Annotated in this window: 10 protein-coding genes; all 10 read right to left on the bottom strand. The window is 51.3% G+C overall.

From position 1 onward, the window contains the following. Positions 1-224: 224 nt before the first annotated feature. The 10 genes from H164_RS0100350 to H164_RS0100305 all read right to left on the bottom strand — a co-directional run bounded on the left by H164_RS0100350 (position 225) and on the right by H164_RS0100305 (position 17,121). Positions 225-656 carry an HU family DNA-binding protein gene (locus tag H164_RS0100350; RefSeq protein ID WP_008565245.1) on the bottom strand — a complete coding sequence of 144 codons (432 nt, stop codon included), beginning with the start codon at positions 654-656 and terminating at the stop codon, positions 225-227. Between the two features lie 87 nt (positions 657-743). Next, complete coding sequence (locus tag H164_RS14310; protein ID WP_019966787.1) at positions 744-2,420, bottom strand: fimbrillin family protein; 1,677 nt, start codon at positions 2,418-2,420, stop codon at positions 744-746. Positions 2,421-2,506: 86 nt separating this feature from the next. After that, complete coding sequence (locus tag H164_RS15755) at positions 2,507-3,352, bottom strand: DUF5977 domain-containing protein (RefSeq protein ID WP_211214765.1); 846 nt, start codon at positions 3,350-3,352, stop codon at positions 2,507-2,509. 422 nt (positions 3,353-3,774) lie between these two features. Further along, on the bottom strand, positions 3,775-5,019 hold the full coding sequence (gene serB, locus H164_RS0100335; RefSeq protein ID WP_008565241.1) for a phosphoserine phosphatase SerB: 1,245 nt from the start codon (positions 5,017-5,019) through the stop codon (positions 3,775-3,777). Between the two features lie 22 nt (positions 5,020-5,041). Continuing rightward, complete coding sequence (gene mnmA / locus H164_RS0100330) at positions 5,042-6,142, bottom strand: tRNA 2-thiouridine(34) synthase MnmA (protein ID WP_019966785.1); 1,101 nt, start codon at positions 6,140-6,142, stop codon at positions 5,042-5,044. Between the two features lie 5 nt (positions 6,143-6,147). After that, positions 6,148-7,044, bottom strand: a complete 897-nt coding sequence (locus tag H164_RS0100325) for a YitT family protein (RefSeq protein ID WP_019966784.1) — start codon at positions 7,042-7,044, stop codon at positions 6,148-6,150. 600 nt (positions 7,045-7,644) lie between these two features. Beyond that, positions 7,645-9,330 (bottom strand): RagB/SusD family nutrient uptake outer membrane protein, encoded by a 1,686-nt coding sequence (locus H164_RS0100320; protein ID WP_025830189.1) that lies wholly within the window; start codon positions 9,328-9,330, stop codon positions 7,645-7,647. Between the two features lie 11 nt (positions 9,331-9,341). Then, complete coding sequence (locus H164_RS0100315; RefSeq protein WP_019966782.1) at positions 9,342-12,110, bottom strand: SusC/RagA family TonB-linked outer membrane protein; 2,769 nt, start codon at positions 12,108-12,110, stop codon at positions 9,342-9,344. A 32-nt stretch (positions 12,111-12,142) separates the two neighbouring features. Beyond that, complete coding sequence (locus tag H164_RS0100310; protein WP_019966781.1) at positions 12,143-13,984, bottom strand: RagB/SusD family nutrient uptake outer membrane protein; 1,842 nt, start codon at positions 13,982-13,984, stop codon at positions 12,143-12,145. An 11-nt stretch (positions 13,985-13,995) separates the two neighbouring features. Beyond that, entirely contained in the window at positions 13,996-17,121 is a 3,126-nt protein-coding gene (locus tag H164_RS0100305; protein ID WP_025830186.1) for a SusC/RagA family TonB-linked outer membrane protein, read from the bottom strand. Positions 17,122-17,636: the final 515 nt, after the last annotated feature.

Genomic DNA, 17,636 nt, shown 5'->3' with positions numbered 1-17,636 from the left:
GGGAGGAAACCTCACCCCCCCGGCCCCTCTCCGAAGAGGGGAAGCCTCCCCCGGCCCCTCCGAAAGGAGGGGAGTAGAAGCCTCTCCCCCAACCCCTCCGAAGGAGGGGAGTGCAAACAGCGTGCAAACTAATTCCTCGCAAGCTTGGTCTCCCCTCCCTTCGGGAGGGGGCGGGGGTAGGTGTCTGGAGAGGGGTTGGGGGTGGGCTGTTAGTTGTTAGTTGTTTAGTTCCCGGGCTTCTCGTCCGCCGCATTCACGATATCCTCCTGCGGTGCGAAGTTGAGGAGGGTTGGCGTGAGTGTGTCGCGCATCGTGGTGCTCTTGGTGAACTGCACGTTTGCCCGCTTGATGAGCTGTGCGCCCTTCTTCTTCGCTTCGGCTGCTGTGGCCACGCCTTCGGACTTGATGGTGAGGCGGAACGAGCCAAGGTCGCCCAAGCGCACCGTGTTGCCACTCTCCAGCGCGTCGATTACCTCGGTCTGCAGGGCGTCGAGCACGGCCTTCACGTCGGCGCTCGACACCGTTGACCGCTTTTCGATGCGCTTCACGATTTGCGGTAGCGTCACCGGCGTGCTCGGCGCAATCTGCGGGTAAAACTTCTTTTTCTCGTCCTTCTTCTGCGGATTCTTCTTTGCTTGAATGATGTATTTAATCATAGCTCTAAAAAATTAAATGGTTTATAAAATAATTGATTATATCAGGCTCCGCACGCGGCGGAAGCCTTGTATATGTTGCTTGGCGCATTAATATTTTGCGAACGAACGTATGTTGAGCCAAACCCTCTTGTTCATATCAGTTTCAAAGCGCAGGTTTCCATAATTTGGATTCACGTAGACAGCATAGTTAGCATTGTATTCTGTACTTGACCAGTAGGCTCTACCACTATATATGGACTGCGGTGCTATTCTTGTGCCACCTACTTGTGAAAATGCTGTGTTGGCCAACCCCCAATACCATTTGTAAGGCCAATTTGTATGTGCACTACCGAATCCTAAAGTAGTAAGCATCTTCTCGAAATCGCTACATGAAGGCAAGTACCATTTTAAGGCGGGCGACCCCGTATAGGCTACTCCGGGATAGTAGCTTGCTGCTGCCCCAAAGGCAGGGAAATTAGGGTTATATGCTTTTATTTTATTCCCGGTTACGTTTCCGGTTGTGTAGCTTGGGTTATAGGTTTCTTCATAGCCACTTTGGGGATTATGAAATATGGCATCGCCTAAAGAATTGAAATTGTATGTATTTGAACGTTTAATAGATTCACTCCAATTTATATTGTTACCACCATTGGCATCATGTAGGGCTATAGCCATTCGTTTGCTTCGGCTTAATATCACTGCGATGGGAGTCTTTGTTCCGCCGCCGAAGGTAGTTTTGTCAATAAGGCCTGTGGTGCCGTCGCTCATGAGGTAGAGGAAGCGGTATATCAAGTTGACGTTGAGCACATAAGAACCGTTTTGGTCTAATTGCAGCGGTGTCGTTGGGACAAAGGGTAGGTTTGCACCGGCCATATTCAAGTTGTAGATGCCACCGGCGGTGAAAGTGAGCTTCAGCTTCGATATATCGGTGGAGGGCATGAAGAATAAATCTTTATTGCTCAAGGCTGTATAGGTTTCCGAAAGAGTTGCCGTTTCGGGATTAGCCCCGTAAGTGATATTCTCGGATACAGCTGCAGCCGTACCGAGTGACCATGTACCCGTGGAAGCATCATAGATGGAGGAGGAGGGGATATCCGTGGCATTAATAGAGGTCAGTGTAGCTGCAACACCCGAGAAACTCATATAGCCTGTGAGCTTCAGCTTTACCTTGGCAGCCACGTGCTTCATCGTGAAGCTTACTAACTGATGCTGAGGCGAAGCTGGGATTACTTTCCCCGTGGTGCGCCCGATGAGTGCGTCGCCGGCGTTGGCCCGCGTCACGGTGAGCAGGTTGCCGCTGCGGCTGACTTTGCTGTTGAAGAGCACGAAGTCGTAGGTGCCTGCTGGGATTTCTATCGACTCATAGCCTGCATAGCGGAAGTTACCGCCCGTGACGGTACCCGACATCGTGCCACAGAAAGCGTGGGTCGTGTGGTCGTAGGCCAGCATGGTGTAGGTGTCGTCGGGCAAGGCACGCGTGGCAATGGTCTGTAGCTGCTTCGTCGTGTCGCGCTGCAGTGTGCACTGCGCAAGAATGCGGTTACCAAGACCGATGACTTGTTGGCCTATCTTCTCCTCTTGGTTGCCGGCACGCGTTACGCCTACTTCCTGCTCGGCGTTATAGTCGGCAAAGTCTACCTTGAACGTCACGGCATTCGCGATGTTCACTTTCTTGCCGTCGTCCGTTCCGTTGTTCTCTTTGTTGTCATCGTTGCTGCTGCAAGCCGCCAGTATTCCGGCTGCTAAGAGTAACAAGAAGCAATCAGTCAATCTTTTTATTTTCATTTCCTTTAGTTCTTAATTCGTAATACATTTTTCCTAATTAGCCCGCAAACTCACGCTCCCTCCCTTTGGGAGGGCCGGGGGAGGCTCTACTCTTCTTCTTCCTCCCACAAACTATTGTCCTTCTTTGCCGGCGCAACGGTGCTCTCGTCTCCGAAGTATACGCTTCCCATGTCGTGTTCTCCCTTGTCGTCGTAGTTGGTCTCTGTGGTCGAGCCTGCAGGGTCGAACCGTGGAGACACACAGATGAAACCTTCTTCCTCCACGGGTACGACAGTGCACCGAGGAGCAATGTAATGTAGTCTTTCTTTCTGTTCTCTGTTCATAATCTCTAATTTATAGGATAAATATTCTTTTGTTTTGCTTTCCTTGTCTCGTTGCGTCCCTACATGCTCTTGCGTCTTTTCGTTTGCTTCCTTTTGCGTCTTCTCGTTTGTGAATGCATGTAGGGACGCACGGCCCGTGCGTCCGCTCCAATGGCCCGCTAACTGCCGACTCATCAACTCGTCCACTTCTTTACTCGTCAACCGAATTGGGTGGACGCACGAGCCGTGCGTCCCTACATACTCTTGTGTCTTTTCGTTTGCTTCCTTTTGCGTCTTCTCATTTGCGAATGCATGTAGGGACGCACGGCTCGTGCGTCCGCTCCAATGGCCCGTCAACTGCCGACTCGTCAGCTCGTCCACTTGTTTACTCGTCAACCGAATTGAGTGGACGCACGAGCCGTGCGTCCCTACATGCTCTTGCATCTTTTCGTTTGCTTCCTTTTGCGCCTTCTCGTCTGCGAATGCATGTAGGGACGCACGGCCCGTGCGTCCGCTCCAATGGCCCGCTAACTGCCGACTCGTCAGCTCGTCCACTTGTTTACTCGTCAACCGAATTGGGTGGACGCACGAGCCGTGCGTCCCTACATTTTGCGACGTTATTTCGTTCATTTTTTGCTCGCGAAAGGACATGAAAAAGCGAACAAAGGGAACTCTTCTAAGCCCTTTGTTTATTGAGGTTGCGCGCTCCTCGCGCGCGCGTACGCGAAGACGTTTAAACGCTAGATGCGCCTGTGTGTGTGTGTGTGTGTGTGTGTGTGTGTGTGTGTGTGTGTGTTAGCAAATTATTTGGATTAACCAAATAATAAGCGTTAAAAGATGCAGAGAAATCAAAGTTTCTTTGCATCGGCTTCACACCTTTATATATATGATTACTTTCTGCCATCGCGTGCAAAGATAAGGCAAAATTTCGGAACAGACAAACTTTTCCTCAAAAAAAGCCTCCCCCAACCCCTCCGAAGGAGGGAAGTACGAACTCGCGGGAAGTCTCTCCCCTCCTTTGGAGGGGTCGGGGGAGGCTTTTCCCCCTCTCTTCACAACTTTCCCTGTTCTCCCAGATAGCTGTCTTTAAAACCGAGGAAATAAAGCACACCGTCGAGACCGATGGTGCTGATGGCCTGTTGGGCTGTTGCCTTTACACGTGGCTTGGCATGGAACGCAATGCCCAGTCCGGCCTCGGAAATCATTGGTAGGTCATTGGCGCCATCGCCCACGGCTATGGTCTGCGCAAGATTCACTTGCTCCACCTGCGCGATGAGCTTCAGAAGCTCGGCCTTGCGCCTGCCGTCTACAATCTCACCCACGTAGCGACCCGTGAGTTTGTTGTCGTCATCGATTTCCAGTTCGTTGGCATATACATAGTCTATGCCGTAGCGATGGCGAAGGTATTCGCCGAAGTAGGTAAAACCACCGCTGAGAATGGCTATCTTATAGCCGCAACGCTTCAAGACCGACATCAATCGGTCGGCACCCTCGGTGATGGGCATGTGCTCGGCGATATCTTGCATGACGCCGGCATCGAGGCCTTTGAGCAGAGCCACGCGTTGGGTGAAGCTTTCCTTAAAGTCGATCTCGCCGCGCATGGCCCGTTCGGTAATGGCCTTCACCTGCTCGCCGACGCCTGCGCGCGCGGCCAGCTCGTCGATACATTCGGTCTGAATGAGCGTAGAGTCCATGTCGAAGCAAATCAGGCGGCGCATACGGCGGTACATATCGTCGCGCTGGAAAGAGAAGTCTATCTCTTGTTCCGAAGCCAAGTGCATGAGCTGCGCCTGCATCTGCTCGCGATTGTTGGGCGTTCCGCGCAGCGAGAATTCGATGCACGCCCGCACGTTGCGCTCGGGGTTCTTGATGCTCATTCGACCCGTCAGGCGCAGGATAGAATCGATGTTCAATCCCTGCCCCGCGATAATCTTCGTGGCGGCGGCGATTTGCTTGGCCGAGAGCGTGCGCCCGATGACGGTTAGAATGAAGCGGTTTTTGCCCTGTCGGTTCACCCAAGCCTCGTATTCTTCATCGGAGACGGGCAGGAAACCGATGTTCACATTCAGTTCTTCGGCCTTGAAGAGCAGTTCTTTCATCACTTGCCCCGAGTGCATGTCGCCGATACGGATAAGGATACCGAGCGACAGTGTGCTGTGGATATCTGCCTGCCCGATGTCGAGGATATGCGCATTGTGCCGTGCAAGGATTTCCATGATTGAGGCCGTCAGGCCCGGTCGGTCTTGTCCCGTGATGCGAATGAGTATCTGTTCTTCCTTTTCTTCTGTTGTTTCCATTTCGATATATGATGTTCGTTAACTACCATGTGATTTCTCCCGACCCGTAGCAACGATGATGCCGTTCGTCGTAGACTACGCAGAATTGGCCCGGAGCAACGCCGTGCACCTTGCTGTCGGCATGGATAATATAGGTATTGTCGCCCGTCTGTTCGATTGCAGCCGGCAGATATTCGGGCGTGTGGCGTATTTTGAACGTGACGCGGAGGGGAAGTTCCGGCTGTGCGATGCCATCGGGACAATACGTCGTGGCATGGAAGTCGTGCACTTTGAACGTCTGCTTGTAGGCCGTCGCCGGGTCGTAGCCGTGGCTGACGTAAAGGATATTCTGTGCCACATCCTTCTTTACGACAAACCACGGACCGCCGCCGAAGCCCAAGCCCTTGCGCTGACCGATGGTGTGGAACCACAGCCCCTTGTGCGTGCCTATCTTCTTGCCCGTTTCCAGTTCGATGACATCTCCCACCTGCTCGCCAAGATAGCGGCGCACGTATTCGTTGTAGTCGATGTTGCCCAAGAAGCAGATGCCCTGACTGTCGCGTCGCTTGGCATTGATGAGGTGCTCGCGTTCGGCAATCTCGCGCACCTCGTTCTTCTCGAAATGTCCGATGGGGAAGAGGGCCTTCCGCAGTTGCCAACCCTCGATTTGTGCCAAGAAATCCGTCTGGTCTTTCACGGGGTCGGGACTCGTCGTGAGCCATTTCCGCCCGTCAATCCATTCCGTTTGCGCATAGTGCCCCGTGGCGATGAGGTCGTAACCGTGGCCCATCTTCTCATCGAAGGCACCGAACTTGATGAGTCGGTTACACATCACATCAGGATTAGGCGTGTAGCCGGCTTTCACCTTCTCCATCGTGTAGCGAGTCACCTGCCCCCAATATTCCTTGTGGCAATCAACCACGTCCAACTTACAGCCAAAGCGAGCCGTCATGGCCGTAGCCATCTCCAAGTCTTCCTCGCTCGTACAGTCCCACTCCTCTTTTTCCTCGGGCCCTATCTTGATGTAGAAGCAGTCGGGGCGCAGGCCGTGGCTCACCATCTCGTAGAGCACCACGCTGCTGTCGACGCCGCCCGAGAGCAGCAAGGCCGTTCGCCTATTCTTTATTTCATCGTAATCTATCATAGACTTTATTTACCATTCAAGCGTTTGCGCCCCACCTTCATGCGGTCGAAGCCCAAGCCGTAGACACCCGACACGGCACTCTGACTGACGAAGGCTTTGGGGTCGACATCGTCGATGATGCGGAAGATATTATGGCTTTCGTTCTGCTTGGCAATCACGAACAGCATACCCACCTTCCGCCCCGTGTAGAAGCCGTGGGCATCAATCACCGTGCACCCGCGGTCGGCCTCGTCGTTGATGAGCCGCCCTATCTCCTGATACTTCTCCGAAATGACGAAGAACTGCACCGACCGCCTGAAGCCATTGATGACATGGTCTATCGTGTAGGTCATCACAAACAACACGATATAGCCGTAGATGACTTTCTCCCAACTGCCCGTGACAAGATAGCCCGACGTAATGACGCAAAGGTCGCAGGCAAGGATAATGTGCCCCAAAGAGATGTCGCGGTACTTGTGCACGATGGCCGCAATGACGTCCGAACCGCCCGTGCTCCCGTTGCGCAGCAGGCTGAACCCCGTTCCCAGTCCCAACAGCAGGCCGCCCACCACGCAGGCAAGGAACGGCTCGTTGCCGAACATCACCTTCGCGCCCACCACGTGCTGCCACAGCGTAGTGAACAGCGTGAAGAAGCCCACGGCATAGATGGTCTTCATGCAGAACCTGAGCCCCATGATGCGCAAGGCAACGGCCAACAGCAGCGCATTCACCGCCAAATAAGTGTATTGAACAGGAAGCCCTGTGCCCCAGAAAACCACCGACGAGATGCCCGGAAGCCCACCTATCGTAATCTTATGGGGCAGCAAGAACGCCACCCAACCCAGACTCCCTATCATCATCGCCAACGCTATGATGAGGTAATCATAGAGCCCGCGCACAAGTCTTTTGTCGTTCCTTCTCATACATGCATCGTTATTGCTTGCAAAATTACAAAATAAAAGCCCAACTCATGCAAGTCAGACTGTAAAAGTGGCGGAAAAGGAAGCGTAATCCGCCCCACGCGCCTTATATGTCTGTCCCGCTTCTGCGCCTTATCATAGGAAATTGGACAAACGTGTCCAGCCGATTGGACAAACGTGTCCAGCGAATTGGACAGACGTGTCCAGCGAATTGGACAAACGTGTCCAATGGATTGGACAGACGTGTCCAATTCATTATACACGTTAGTATAATCAGTTATACACACTTGTATAATCAGTTATACACGCTTGTATAATCTGTTATACACACTTGTATAATGAGCTATATACGCTTGCATGATTGGCGGTATACTACAGCATGATGATTGATTGTAAAGCCTATCCGAATACGTCGGCTTAGGGTAGGAGAGGAGGGCGTTTTGCTGCGTTCGGGCGTTTCGCTGCACGGCATAAGGCGAGTGGGGAAACGGTTCGCCACAAGGCATAAGAAAAAGGGAAAGCGAGCGGTTCGCTTTCCCCTTTGACATCGGGCAGGCTCCGCCTCACGGGGAGCGCGGAGCTGCGGCCGGCAATGGTGAGTGGCTATTGTGCCCAGCCGGGGTTCTGAATCAGATGGCCGTTCTTGTGCAGCTCGGCGTTGGAGAAGGGATAGAAGTAGAGCTTGTCAGTCACGGCGTAGGTGCAGAGCTTCTCGCGGGTGTAGGCCAGCGTTCCGTCGTCGCGTTTCTCGATGCTCACTTTGTAGATGTCCTTCATCTCGTCCAAGGCTTTCAGGCGGCGCAAGTCCCAGAAGCGGTGCCCCTCGAAGGCCAGTTCCACGCGCCGCTCGTTGCGCAGGCGGGCAAGAAAGGCGGCCTGCGGCATGCCCGTGAGGTAGGGCGGCATGGCTACGCTCTTGCGGGCTCGCACCATGTTGACGGCCTCGCGGGCCGTGAGTGGCAGTCCGGCAGCTGTCTGGTCGGGCCCGTAGGCCTCGGCCATCGCCTCGGCATAGTTCAGCAGGATTTCGGCGTAGCGGAAGAGTATCCAGTTGTGGTCGAAGCTGTTGGTGGTCTTTCCGGCCTCGAAGGTCACTTTGTTGTTGAGATACTTCTTCAGATAGTAGCCCGTCGTGGTGGCGTTGCGCAGGGGCAGCCCGTTCTTTCCGCCGAAGAAAGTCTCCACGGGCACGGCTCCGGGCCATTTCGAACCGTTGCAGACGATGGTCATCTGCAGGCGTGGGTCGCGGTTCTTGTAGGGGTCGGCCGCTTGGGCGGCGTTGTTCCAGTCGAAGGCGGTGCCGTCTTTCATCTCGTAGGCGCTCACGAGGTTCTCCGTGGGGCACGTGTTGCCCGAGCCCCGCTCTACGCCGATGGGATAGTTGGCCGCCTCGAAGTGCGTGGTCTTGCCTTCAGGCCGGCACAGAATGACTTCGGGGCTTTGGTTGTTGATGGCACCGAAGAGGTTCTGATAGTCGTTGTCTAAGGCGTAGCCGAACGCTGCGGCTTGGCTGATTAACTCGTAGGCTGCGGCTGCTGCGGTCTGCCACCGTGCCGCGTCGGCCGAGGGATTGAAGAGCGGGCTGGCCAGATAGAGCGTGGCGCGCGACTTCAGGGCCAAGGCTACGCCTTTGCTGACGCGCTGCATGTTGGCCGGGCCGCCGGGCAGTGCCGTGGGCTTGTCGGGCAAGGCTTGTGCCACGTCGGTGCATTCGTCGATGACGAACTGCAGCACCTTCTCGGCCGAAGCCGGTTGGGCGCGAGCGGCCTCTTCCTTGGTGAGGGTCTTCGTGATGAGCGGGACGTTGCCGTAGCGTTTCACCAATTCGAAGTAATAGAAGGCCCGCAGGAAGCGCACTTCGTGGCGTTGGTTCAAGTAGGCGGCATAGGTGTCTTGGAAGCCGTCGGTGTTCTTCCAGTCGTCGAACGTCAGGCCGAGGCAGTTCTCCAAGTAGAAGTTTGCGTCGTGAACGGCCTTGTAGTAATTGGCGAACACGTCGTCGACCGTGTTATTGGGTGACCAGCCGCCGTTGACGAAGCGTTGAACGGTCGCCGTGGGGTAAACGTGAACGGCGTCGTCGGTGGCAGCGTCTTGCATCGCGCCGGATATTCCATCGAGCCCGTTCGGCAGATAGCTGTAGACCTGTGTGCACAACTGCGCGACCTTGGCCGGGTCGTACAGCGTTTCGTTCTTGTCGTAGTAGGTGGACTCTCCCGTGTTCAAGAAGTCACAGCCGGTGAACAGTCCGATTGTGCCGACGAACAATATCGTTATCTTTATATGTTTCATAACCATCTGTTTTAGAATTTCAAATCAAAGCCGATAGCAAAGCGCGACATCGACGGGTGGCCCGCCTTCATGTTCTCGGGGTCCATAATCTTGATATGGTCGAGACTGAATAAGTCGTATGCCCGCACGTAGACTTTTGCGTCGCTCACGTATTTCAAGGGCTTCATCCAATGCTTGCCGGGCTTGTAATACAGCTCCAACGTGCGCAGTTTGAGAAAGGCGCCGTTCTGTGTCCATAGCGAATTGTTCGCATAATTGTTCACCGAGCCCGTAGAGGTCAGTCGCGGATAGCGGGCGTTGGGCCTGTCGGCAGTCCAGCGGTTGTCGTAATATTCCTTCGATAGAGTCCGGTTGCCAAACAACGGGTGATAAACGCTCGGCGTATTGGCCTGCACACTGACATTGCCGATGCCTTGGAACAATGCATACACGCCCAGTCCTTTATATTCGGCATTCAAATCGAACGAATAATAGATTTCAGGGATCGAGCTATAGCCCAAGGCCTGCTGGTCGTAGGCATCTATCACGCCGTCGTTGTTCAGGTCTTTGTATCTTAAATCGCCCGGACGAACGGTCGACAACGTCTGCTTGACGTTCCGTTGGTCAATCTCGTTCTGACTCTGATAAATCCCTTCCACGACATAGCCGAAATACTGGCCGATTCGTCTACCCGTTCGCTTCAGATAATCGTACGGACGATATTCTTCATTCTCATTCACAATCTTATTGCGAATGAAAGAGAACGTTCCGCCCACCGCGTATCTGAAGTCGCGGACAGCATCAGACCAATGAATGGCGGTCTCGATACCGCGGTTGTCCACAACTCCCGTGTTCTCTTTCGGCACGGGGAGTCCGAACAAAGAAGACACCTTGCCGTTCGCCCCGACCAAGATATCCGTGCGATGGTCATAGAAGAGGTCTACCGTTACGGCCAGCTTCTGGAAAGCACGCATGTCTAATCCGAGATTCAGCTTGTGTGACTTCTCGTAAGTAAGGTCGGTAATTCCCAATTGAGAGAGTCTCAAGCCGTCGTTCTTCTGCGGTGTTTTCCCGAAAAAGAAGCTGCCGCCGTTGCCATACATATCGATAAAGAGGTCGTTGTCAAAGTCTGCGCGCCCAGCAATGCCATAGCTGGCCCTGAGCTTCAACAAGTCTAACCAATTGCGCTTGAGAAACTTCTCTTCAGATAGCACCCAGCCTGCACCAACGGCCGGGAAGAAGCCCCAGCGTTTGCCCGGCATCAGAATGCTCGAAGCCGACTCCGACATTGACAGGTCGAACAGATAACGTTGCTTGTAAGCATAATGCACTTGTCCCACTACGTCTATGAACGAATAAGATGTGTTCTGTCCTTTTGCTGAAAGCTTATCCATTCGATATTGGGCCATGACAGATAAGGAGTGCAGTGCCCAATTCTTTTGATAATTCGCAAATGAATTGAAATTGAAATGATTGTAGGACGCACCAACCGAATGGCTGGCATTCAGTGCGGTTTCATTGCGCAGGTTCTTATAAGTATAGGTACTGGTCACCCAATCATAGGTTGCTTGCTCGTAACCATACTTCCGCGCATTCCCGTCCCAATAAGAGGCGTTATTGTCTAAGCCGACCTGCAGGCCTGCCGTGAGTCCTTTCAACAAGAAATCCATGTTTTGCGTCAACTTCATGTCGGCAAAGATATTCCTTTGCTGCGACCGGGCATAGCCCGACCCGGATATCATGGCCACGGGGTTCGTGCCGATGTCTGTCGTTCCGGCCCAGATATTGCGACTGTTCTTGATTGGGAACGCTCCGGAAGGCACTTTATAGAGCGCCTCAAAGATGTCGGAAATGGTTTCATTCGGGCGATTATGCTCCGAGAATGTCCCAAACATATTCAATTGAAGCATGGTTCTCTTTCCCAATTCTATATCCAAATTGGTTCGAATATTCAACTTCGAGTATTTGAACTGCGTGGAATAACCTTCATTGTCTTTCGTCGGTCTCAAGATACCGTTGTCGTTCAAGTAATTCAGTTGCGTATAATACTTCACATATCGGCTGCCTCCCGTTGCAGAGAACGAAATGTTGTTTCCGTTGCTGTATTTTCTAAGCGACTCTCCCCACCAATCTACGTTGGCATAGGTATCGGGCTTCGTCCCGTCTCTGAAAGCGGCAAGCTCGTCTGCATTGTAACGTGGCGTCAGTCCGTCGTTCTCCATGCCCTCGTTCAAGGCCCGTGCAAAGGTGTATCCGTCTACGAATTTCGGCGTACGGAAAGGCTTTGCCATGTTGAACTCATAGGAAAACCGGATGGTCGGGGCACTGCTTGTTCCCCGTTTCGTCTTTACGACGATAACTCCATTACCACCTCGCATGCCATATAAGGCCGTCGCCACTGCGTCTTTCAGTACGGTAATTGATTCTATCTCTTCCATTGATATTTGTCCGAGCTCACGTTCAAAGCCATCAATCAATACCAAAGGACTCTTCTTGTTGAATGTGCCGTCGCCTCTGACAAAGAGTTTGGCCGTAGTCTCCCATGCCGTACCTTGGTTCTGCAAGACTTCCATTCCGGGAATCAAACCGTAGAGTGCGTCGCGCGGGTTGATTGCCTTACGATGTGCCAATTTCTCTTTTGTGGTATAGGCGGTGGCAGTCGTCGTTTCTTTCAAGTCAAACGATACATCGCGTCCATAAGTCACTAAACTGGTGTTCTTCTTTGTCGGTATGCTGTCTGCATGGGACAACAAACATGCCGGAGAAAAAACAAGCCCTACAATATATATTTTGAGATTCATTTTCTTCACCTTATTTAATTATATCTTCATTATCATTCCCAGCCCGGATTCTGTACCAAGCCATAGCCCTTATTGACCTCTTTTGAAGGGAAAGCGCTTAGACACATCCGTGGTTCCCAGCCGGTCTTCCACCATGCTCTATAGTATTTCGTCAGCACAAAGGGTTTTAAGACGTAAGCCTTGGTCTTTTTGTTCTTGTATACATGAAGTCCGTGGAGTGGTTTCTCGAAGACATCATACATCTTCCAACGGATCAAATCGAAGAATCTGACTTCCTCGTATGCAAATTCAACCGCCCGTTCATGCAGAACCGCCTTACGGAACTCTTCTTTACTCATTCCGACTCTCAATGCCGGCATTCCTACACGCGCACGGACTGCATTTATATATTGATAGGCTTCGGCCGTAGGTCCATCATTGTATTCGTTCAATGCCTCCGCATAATTCAAATAAACCTCAGCCAATCGCATGATAGGCCATTGAACGGGACGATTGTAAGCATCGGTGTTCCTGTCGAGCCCCCATTTACGGCATGCCAAACCTGTAGCCAAACTCAGTTTGTGCATTCTTCCTTGTGCCCAATCTTTCCCTTTGGGATAATTGACCTTGTCCTTTGGGTTCTCATCTACCATATCGGCATTACGCCCATTATATTTATCGCCGTCCAAGATAAAGTTCTCATACAGTCGGGGATCACGGTTTTTGAATGGATTTTTTGCCATAGTGGCATCTTTCCAATCGAAAGGCCGACCATCTTGCATCTCAAACATATCGAAAAACTCTTTCGTTGGACAATATGCGCCCCATCTGATAGCCTTGTCAAACTGCCCGTTATCATTCGTACAAAGGAAGCTTCTGCGGCATGCTATCAGCGTTTCCGTATTCCCCCGGTCAAAATAAGCACTCGTATAAGCCTCACGTTTCGTGGCAATTCCCTTATCGCCGGCCTCCACCAACTTGTAAAAGCCGTTGGCATTCATGGCATCAAAAAACGCTTTGCAAGCATCAACGGCCTGTTTCCACCTGTTTTTATCATAACCACCGAACCATGTCATCTTCTTTTCGGAAGCTTTTCCATTGGCAAACGGCGCATCTGAATTAAACAGCGGGCTGGCTACAAAGAGCAATACGCGTGTCTTTAGTGCCATGGCACCCCCCTTTGTCATTCTGCCATCCCAATTCTCCAACTCTGTTTTGGGAATACTCCAAGGGAACTCTTTTTCGGCAATAGCTTCATCTAAGAGTTTTATGATGAAGTCCACGGTTTCTTGCAACGTGGCACGTGCCGGAAACGTTGCGTCGTCGGCGGAAATAGCATGGTCGATAATCGGTAGTGCCCCGTAATGCCGCAACATGTGCGCATAGAACACGGCGACCATCATCTTTGCTTCTGCCTTCAGACGCGCTTTTTCCTGCGCATCCATGTCGGGAACCCGGTCTACATTCGCATGGAAAAGCCATGCATGACGGATGCCGGTCCAAATGCCCGATTGGGAGAATTGCATCTTTGTGCGATGCGAATTGATGGTTGTGTTGTCCTCTATCGCCGCATTGTAGAGACCGGGATAATAGGTGTTGGAGAGCGCAGAATATCCAATGTTGTCGTAATTCAGGTCAGTCAGCCCTTCTATCGTACTCATACACATCTGTGTCCAAAAGCCTTTGGTCTCCATTCCATACGGCAGATACTGGTAACTGCGCCATAATACACGCCGTGCATATTCTGCTTTTCCGAAGATTGTGTCTTTGGTTACGTCCGTACTTGGCGGTTTCTGCAGGAAACCCTCTCCCAATGCCATGTCTTCGCATGAGGAGAAGCTCATCATCATCATCAGACCGGCGAACAATATCCATGTTTTATTTATTGTTTTCATCGTTTCTTGATTTAAAATCCAACTTTCAATCCAAAATCTATAACCTTGATCAGCGGGTATGCCCTGCCATTCGGATTCGCTTCAGGGTCGCACACCTTCAAATGATCGAACGTAAGTAGATTGTATCCTGATACGGCAAAGCGCAGCGTATTCAGGTGCAAGGACCGCGTAATCGCTTTTGGAAACGAATAACCCAGTTCGATACTCTTCAAACGAACATAAGAAGCATCCCTCAACCACAGGTCCGAATCCAAATAATTGTGTGATTTATTGCGCAATGAAATTGCGGGAGCAGCGGCCGAATTGCCCTTTTCGGGTGTCCAAGCATCGTTCATCATGTAGCGCATCAGACTCCAATTGTTCGTCTCGCCGAATGGAATACGATAAGGACCACTCAACAAACGGGAGGTTTTAGACGCCCCTGAGAACGTAACACTGAAATCAATCCCACGCCACGACAGCCCCATGGTGATTCCATATGAGACGAGCGGATAGGCTGGATAACCGATATCGCGCATGTCTTTCTCGTCTATTTTGTGGTCGCCATTCAAATCCTTGTACTTCACATCGCCGGGTAACGGCACATATCCGCTGCCTTGGTCGGCAATGCCGCCTTCCTTGCCTTTCATTGTCGGATAGTTTGCAACCTCTTCCTCGGTGAAATAACCGTCGAAAACATAGCCGAAGTTCTGTCCGACGGGCTTCCCTGTACGCTGCATCCATTCATACGGATATTTGATTTCGTCCATAAAAATGACTTTGTTCTTTGCATACGAGAGGTTTCCACCTATATAATAATGTCCGCCTTTTATTTTGTTCTGCCACCGCAGACTTACTTCATAACCAAAATTGTTGACTTTTCCCATGTTCACGGTAGGCAGTTGCACGGCCAAATAAGTAGGAATGACACCGCGGGAAATCAGAATATTGGTGCGATGCTCAATGAAATAATCTACGTTGAGCGATAATCTGTTCTGAAAGAGCTTCATGTCCAGACCGTAGTTCTGCTTGGTTGCCGTCTCCCATGTCACGTTCGGGTTGCCGATTTTGCCTTCCGAGGCTCCGGGGGTCTTTGTTCCGGTAGTTGTTCCGAAGCTGTAGCTTCCCGAACTGATGTTATAGGTGTCGGGCAGATAAAGGAATCGCGATTTATCGCTCGTGATGTCGTTGCCCACCTTGCCATAGGAAGCTCTGAACTTCAGATAACCGACAACAGGCTTCAAGGCGTTGAAGAACTTTTCCTCTGAAATAATCCACCCGATTGAGCCTGCGGGGAAGACACCGAAGCGATGTCCCTTGGCAAAGTTCTCCGATCCGTTATACCCAACACTGAAATCTACCAGATATTTGGTCATATAATCATAAGTGGCACGCCCCACTAAGCCGACATAGCTACGTGGAATATCGGCATAACTGCTCGAAGGATAATACTTCATCGTCTGATTGTACATGGCCAATGCAGAGATATGATGACTGCCAAAATTGCGTTTATAGTTGAAAGCACCCTCAAAATACCAGTTTTTCCCAAGCTCGTTCCACTCCGAGAAGCCCAACTTATGATAGGTTTGCATCAGCTTCAAGCCCACGGTGCCATCGCTGTTGACAATCGGTTCATACAAAGGTTCCGTACCTTCCCGCCGCTTATGAATGCCCACATTGCTGTTATAGGCCGTCTTGGCATGGAAAGTAAGCCCCTTTGTCAGGAAACCGAGCTTCTGGGTCAGCGTGAAATCGAAATTCAAAGCATTGTCGGCACTCGTGTTGTAGCCCTTACCATAGTAGATATTCAGGCCATCTTGCAAGTTACCGATGGCAAACTGATTCGTATTCATGCGGATACGTTTCCCGTCAACCAGCCCCGCACCACTGAAAGGTACTGCAGAATACAGGTCGCGAAAGATGAAATCGGTCGACTTTGACGAGCCGTTATTGTAGTTAGGTTCGCGCCGACTGTTCAGATAACCGCCCAAATTGATCTGTGCAGTGGTTGTGCGAGTCATATCGATATCCAAGTTGATGCGATAATTGTAGCGATCATACTTGAAACCCTTGTCGTTTCGGTTCTTATAAACCTTGAAAAGTCCCTCTTGAGTGAACACGCCTAACGACGCAAAATACCTGACACGGTCCGTTCCGCCTGAGATATGGATGTTATGTCGCGTCTGAATGGCAGACTTTCTGATCATTTCTTTCGTCCAATCCACGTCGGGATGCGTCAAAGGACTGCTGTGCGTGCGGAACTTCTCCAAGTCGTCGGCCTTGAAAGCAAGCATGTCTTCGGTCACACCGTCATGCAGCTGAGCCTTGTTATACTGCGTGGCCCACTCGTAACTGTTGGCAAAATCGGGCACACGTGAGGGAACTTGGAACCCCATCGATGTAGAGAAACTGACATGCGGCTTGTTTTTTGTGCCGCGTTTTGTCGTCACCAGAATAACACCATTGGCGCCGCGAACGCCGAATACGGCCGTGGCCGAGGCGTCTTTCAACACGGTTACGTCGTCTACTTCATTCGGATCGATTTGCGAGAACGGCCGTTCTATGCCGTCTACCAATATAAGTGGCTGCGACAATGACGTACTCAAAGAGCCCACACCGCGGATAAACAACTGCGCACCATCGGCGCCGGGCTGTCCGCTCGTCTGAATTCCCGTCAAACCTGCTATCTTTCCCGTCAGTGCATTGCTCATACTTGCCACCGGAGACTTCACTAATTCGTCGCTATTCACTGACGACAAGGCCCCCGTCACGGTCACTTTGCGCGTGGCACCATAGGCTATCACCTGCACGTCTTCCAATGCAACGGCATTTTCTTCCAACCGTATCGTCAGGTGTCCCTCACCTTTACAGACAACAGTCTTAGGCTTGTAGCCCACGCTCGTGATCTCAATCTTCGCCCCAACGGGAACTCGCAAATGGAATACGCCGTTCACGTCGGTAACCGTTCCCGTCTTTCCGCCAACGATTCTCACCGAGGCTCCGACGATCACTCCTTCGTCGTCTAAAACCGTTCCTTGAAGCTCGATCGTCTTGTCTGATTGGGAAACAATTCCTACCTTTGAAGCATACAAAGGTGGTTCGGACAACAGTCCGAAAAGCAGCATCAAGATGCTGCATCGAATAATCTGACCTTTCATTCTGTCACATTTATAAAGCTTAAGTTTGCTATTCATGATACAACAACAAATATATTAATATAGTGATTTCCATACAGGTTTAAGCGTCATTGCCGTTCCAAGACTTCAACAGCCGTTGCAAAGCTACGTATTTTCGGTATTCCGGAAATCCAATTTCGTTCAAATTGATTACACTTTTGTACAAAATCGCCGAAAAACACCATTGGTTATAAAACGTGTAGCATGTTTACACAGCACAATCTCAGCTATTTTACACAGTAATATGGTTGAGATTAGCGTTTAATATGGGTCAGATTGTACGCTAAAATGGCTGCTATTGAAAAGCAATATCTAAGTCGTTGATATTCAATTTGAATGTATGTAGGGACGCACGGCCTGTGCGTCCGCTCCAACAACCATGTATTTGCGTTTCATTTCATCTTGAGCGGACGCACGAACCGTGCGTCCCTACATCTCCGTCTCGGTCTTATTATTCCTTTTAATAATTGAATGGCCCAACAACAATCTGCCCGCAG

It is taken from the genome of Segatella maculosa DSM 19339 = JCM 15638 (genome assembly GCF_000382385.1).
GTDB lineage: Bacteria > Bacteroidota > Bacteroidia > Bacteroidales > Bacteroidaceae > Prevotella > Prevotella maculosa.
This window is presented reverse-complemented; position numbering and strand designations above follow the sequence as displayed.

Excerpts from the sequence above, each read along its gene's own strand:
- H164_RS0100350 (WP_008565245.1), bottom strand. The coding sequence starts at position 656 with ATGATTAAATACATCATTCAAGCAAAGAAGAATCCGCAGAAGAAGGAC.
- H164_RS14310 (WP_019966787.1), bottom strand. The coding sequence starts at position 2,420 with ATGAAAATAAAAAGATTGACTGATTGCTTCTTGTTACTCTTAGCAGCC.
- H164_RS15755 (WP_211214765.1), bottom strand. The coding sequence starts at position 3,352 with ATGAACGAAATAACGTCGCAAAATGTAGGGACGCACGGCTCGTGCGTC.
- serB (WP_008565241.1), bottom strand. The coding sequence starts at position 5,019 with ATGGAAACAACAGAAGAAAAGGAAGAACAGATACTCATTCGCATCACG.
- mnmA (WP_019966785.1), bottom strand. The coding sequence starts at position 6,142 with ATGATAGATTACGATGAAATAAAGAATAGGCGAACGGCCTTGCTGCTC.
- H164_RS0100325 (WP_019966784.1), bottom strand. The coding sequence starts at position 7,044 with ATGAGAAGGAACGACAAAAGACTTGTGCGCGGGCTCTATGATTACCTC.
- H164_RS0100320 (WP_025830189.1), bottom strand. The coding sequence starts at position 9,330 with ATGAAACATATAAAGATAACGATATTGTTCGTCGGCACAATCGGACTG.
- H164_RS0100315 (WP_019966782.1), bottom strand. The coding sequence starts at position 12,110 with ATGAATCTCAAAATATATATTGTAGGGCTTGTTTTTTCTCCGGCATGT.
- H164_RS0100310 (WP_019966781.1), bottom strand. The coding sequence starts at position 13,984 with ATGAAAACAATAAATAAAACATGGATATTGTTCGCCGGTCTGATGATG.
- H164_RS0100305 (WP_025830186.1), bottom strand. The coding sequence starts at position 17,121 with ATGAAAGGTCAGATTATTCGATGCAGCATCTTGATGCTGCTTTTCGGA.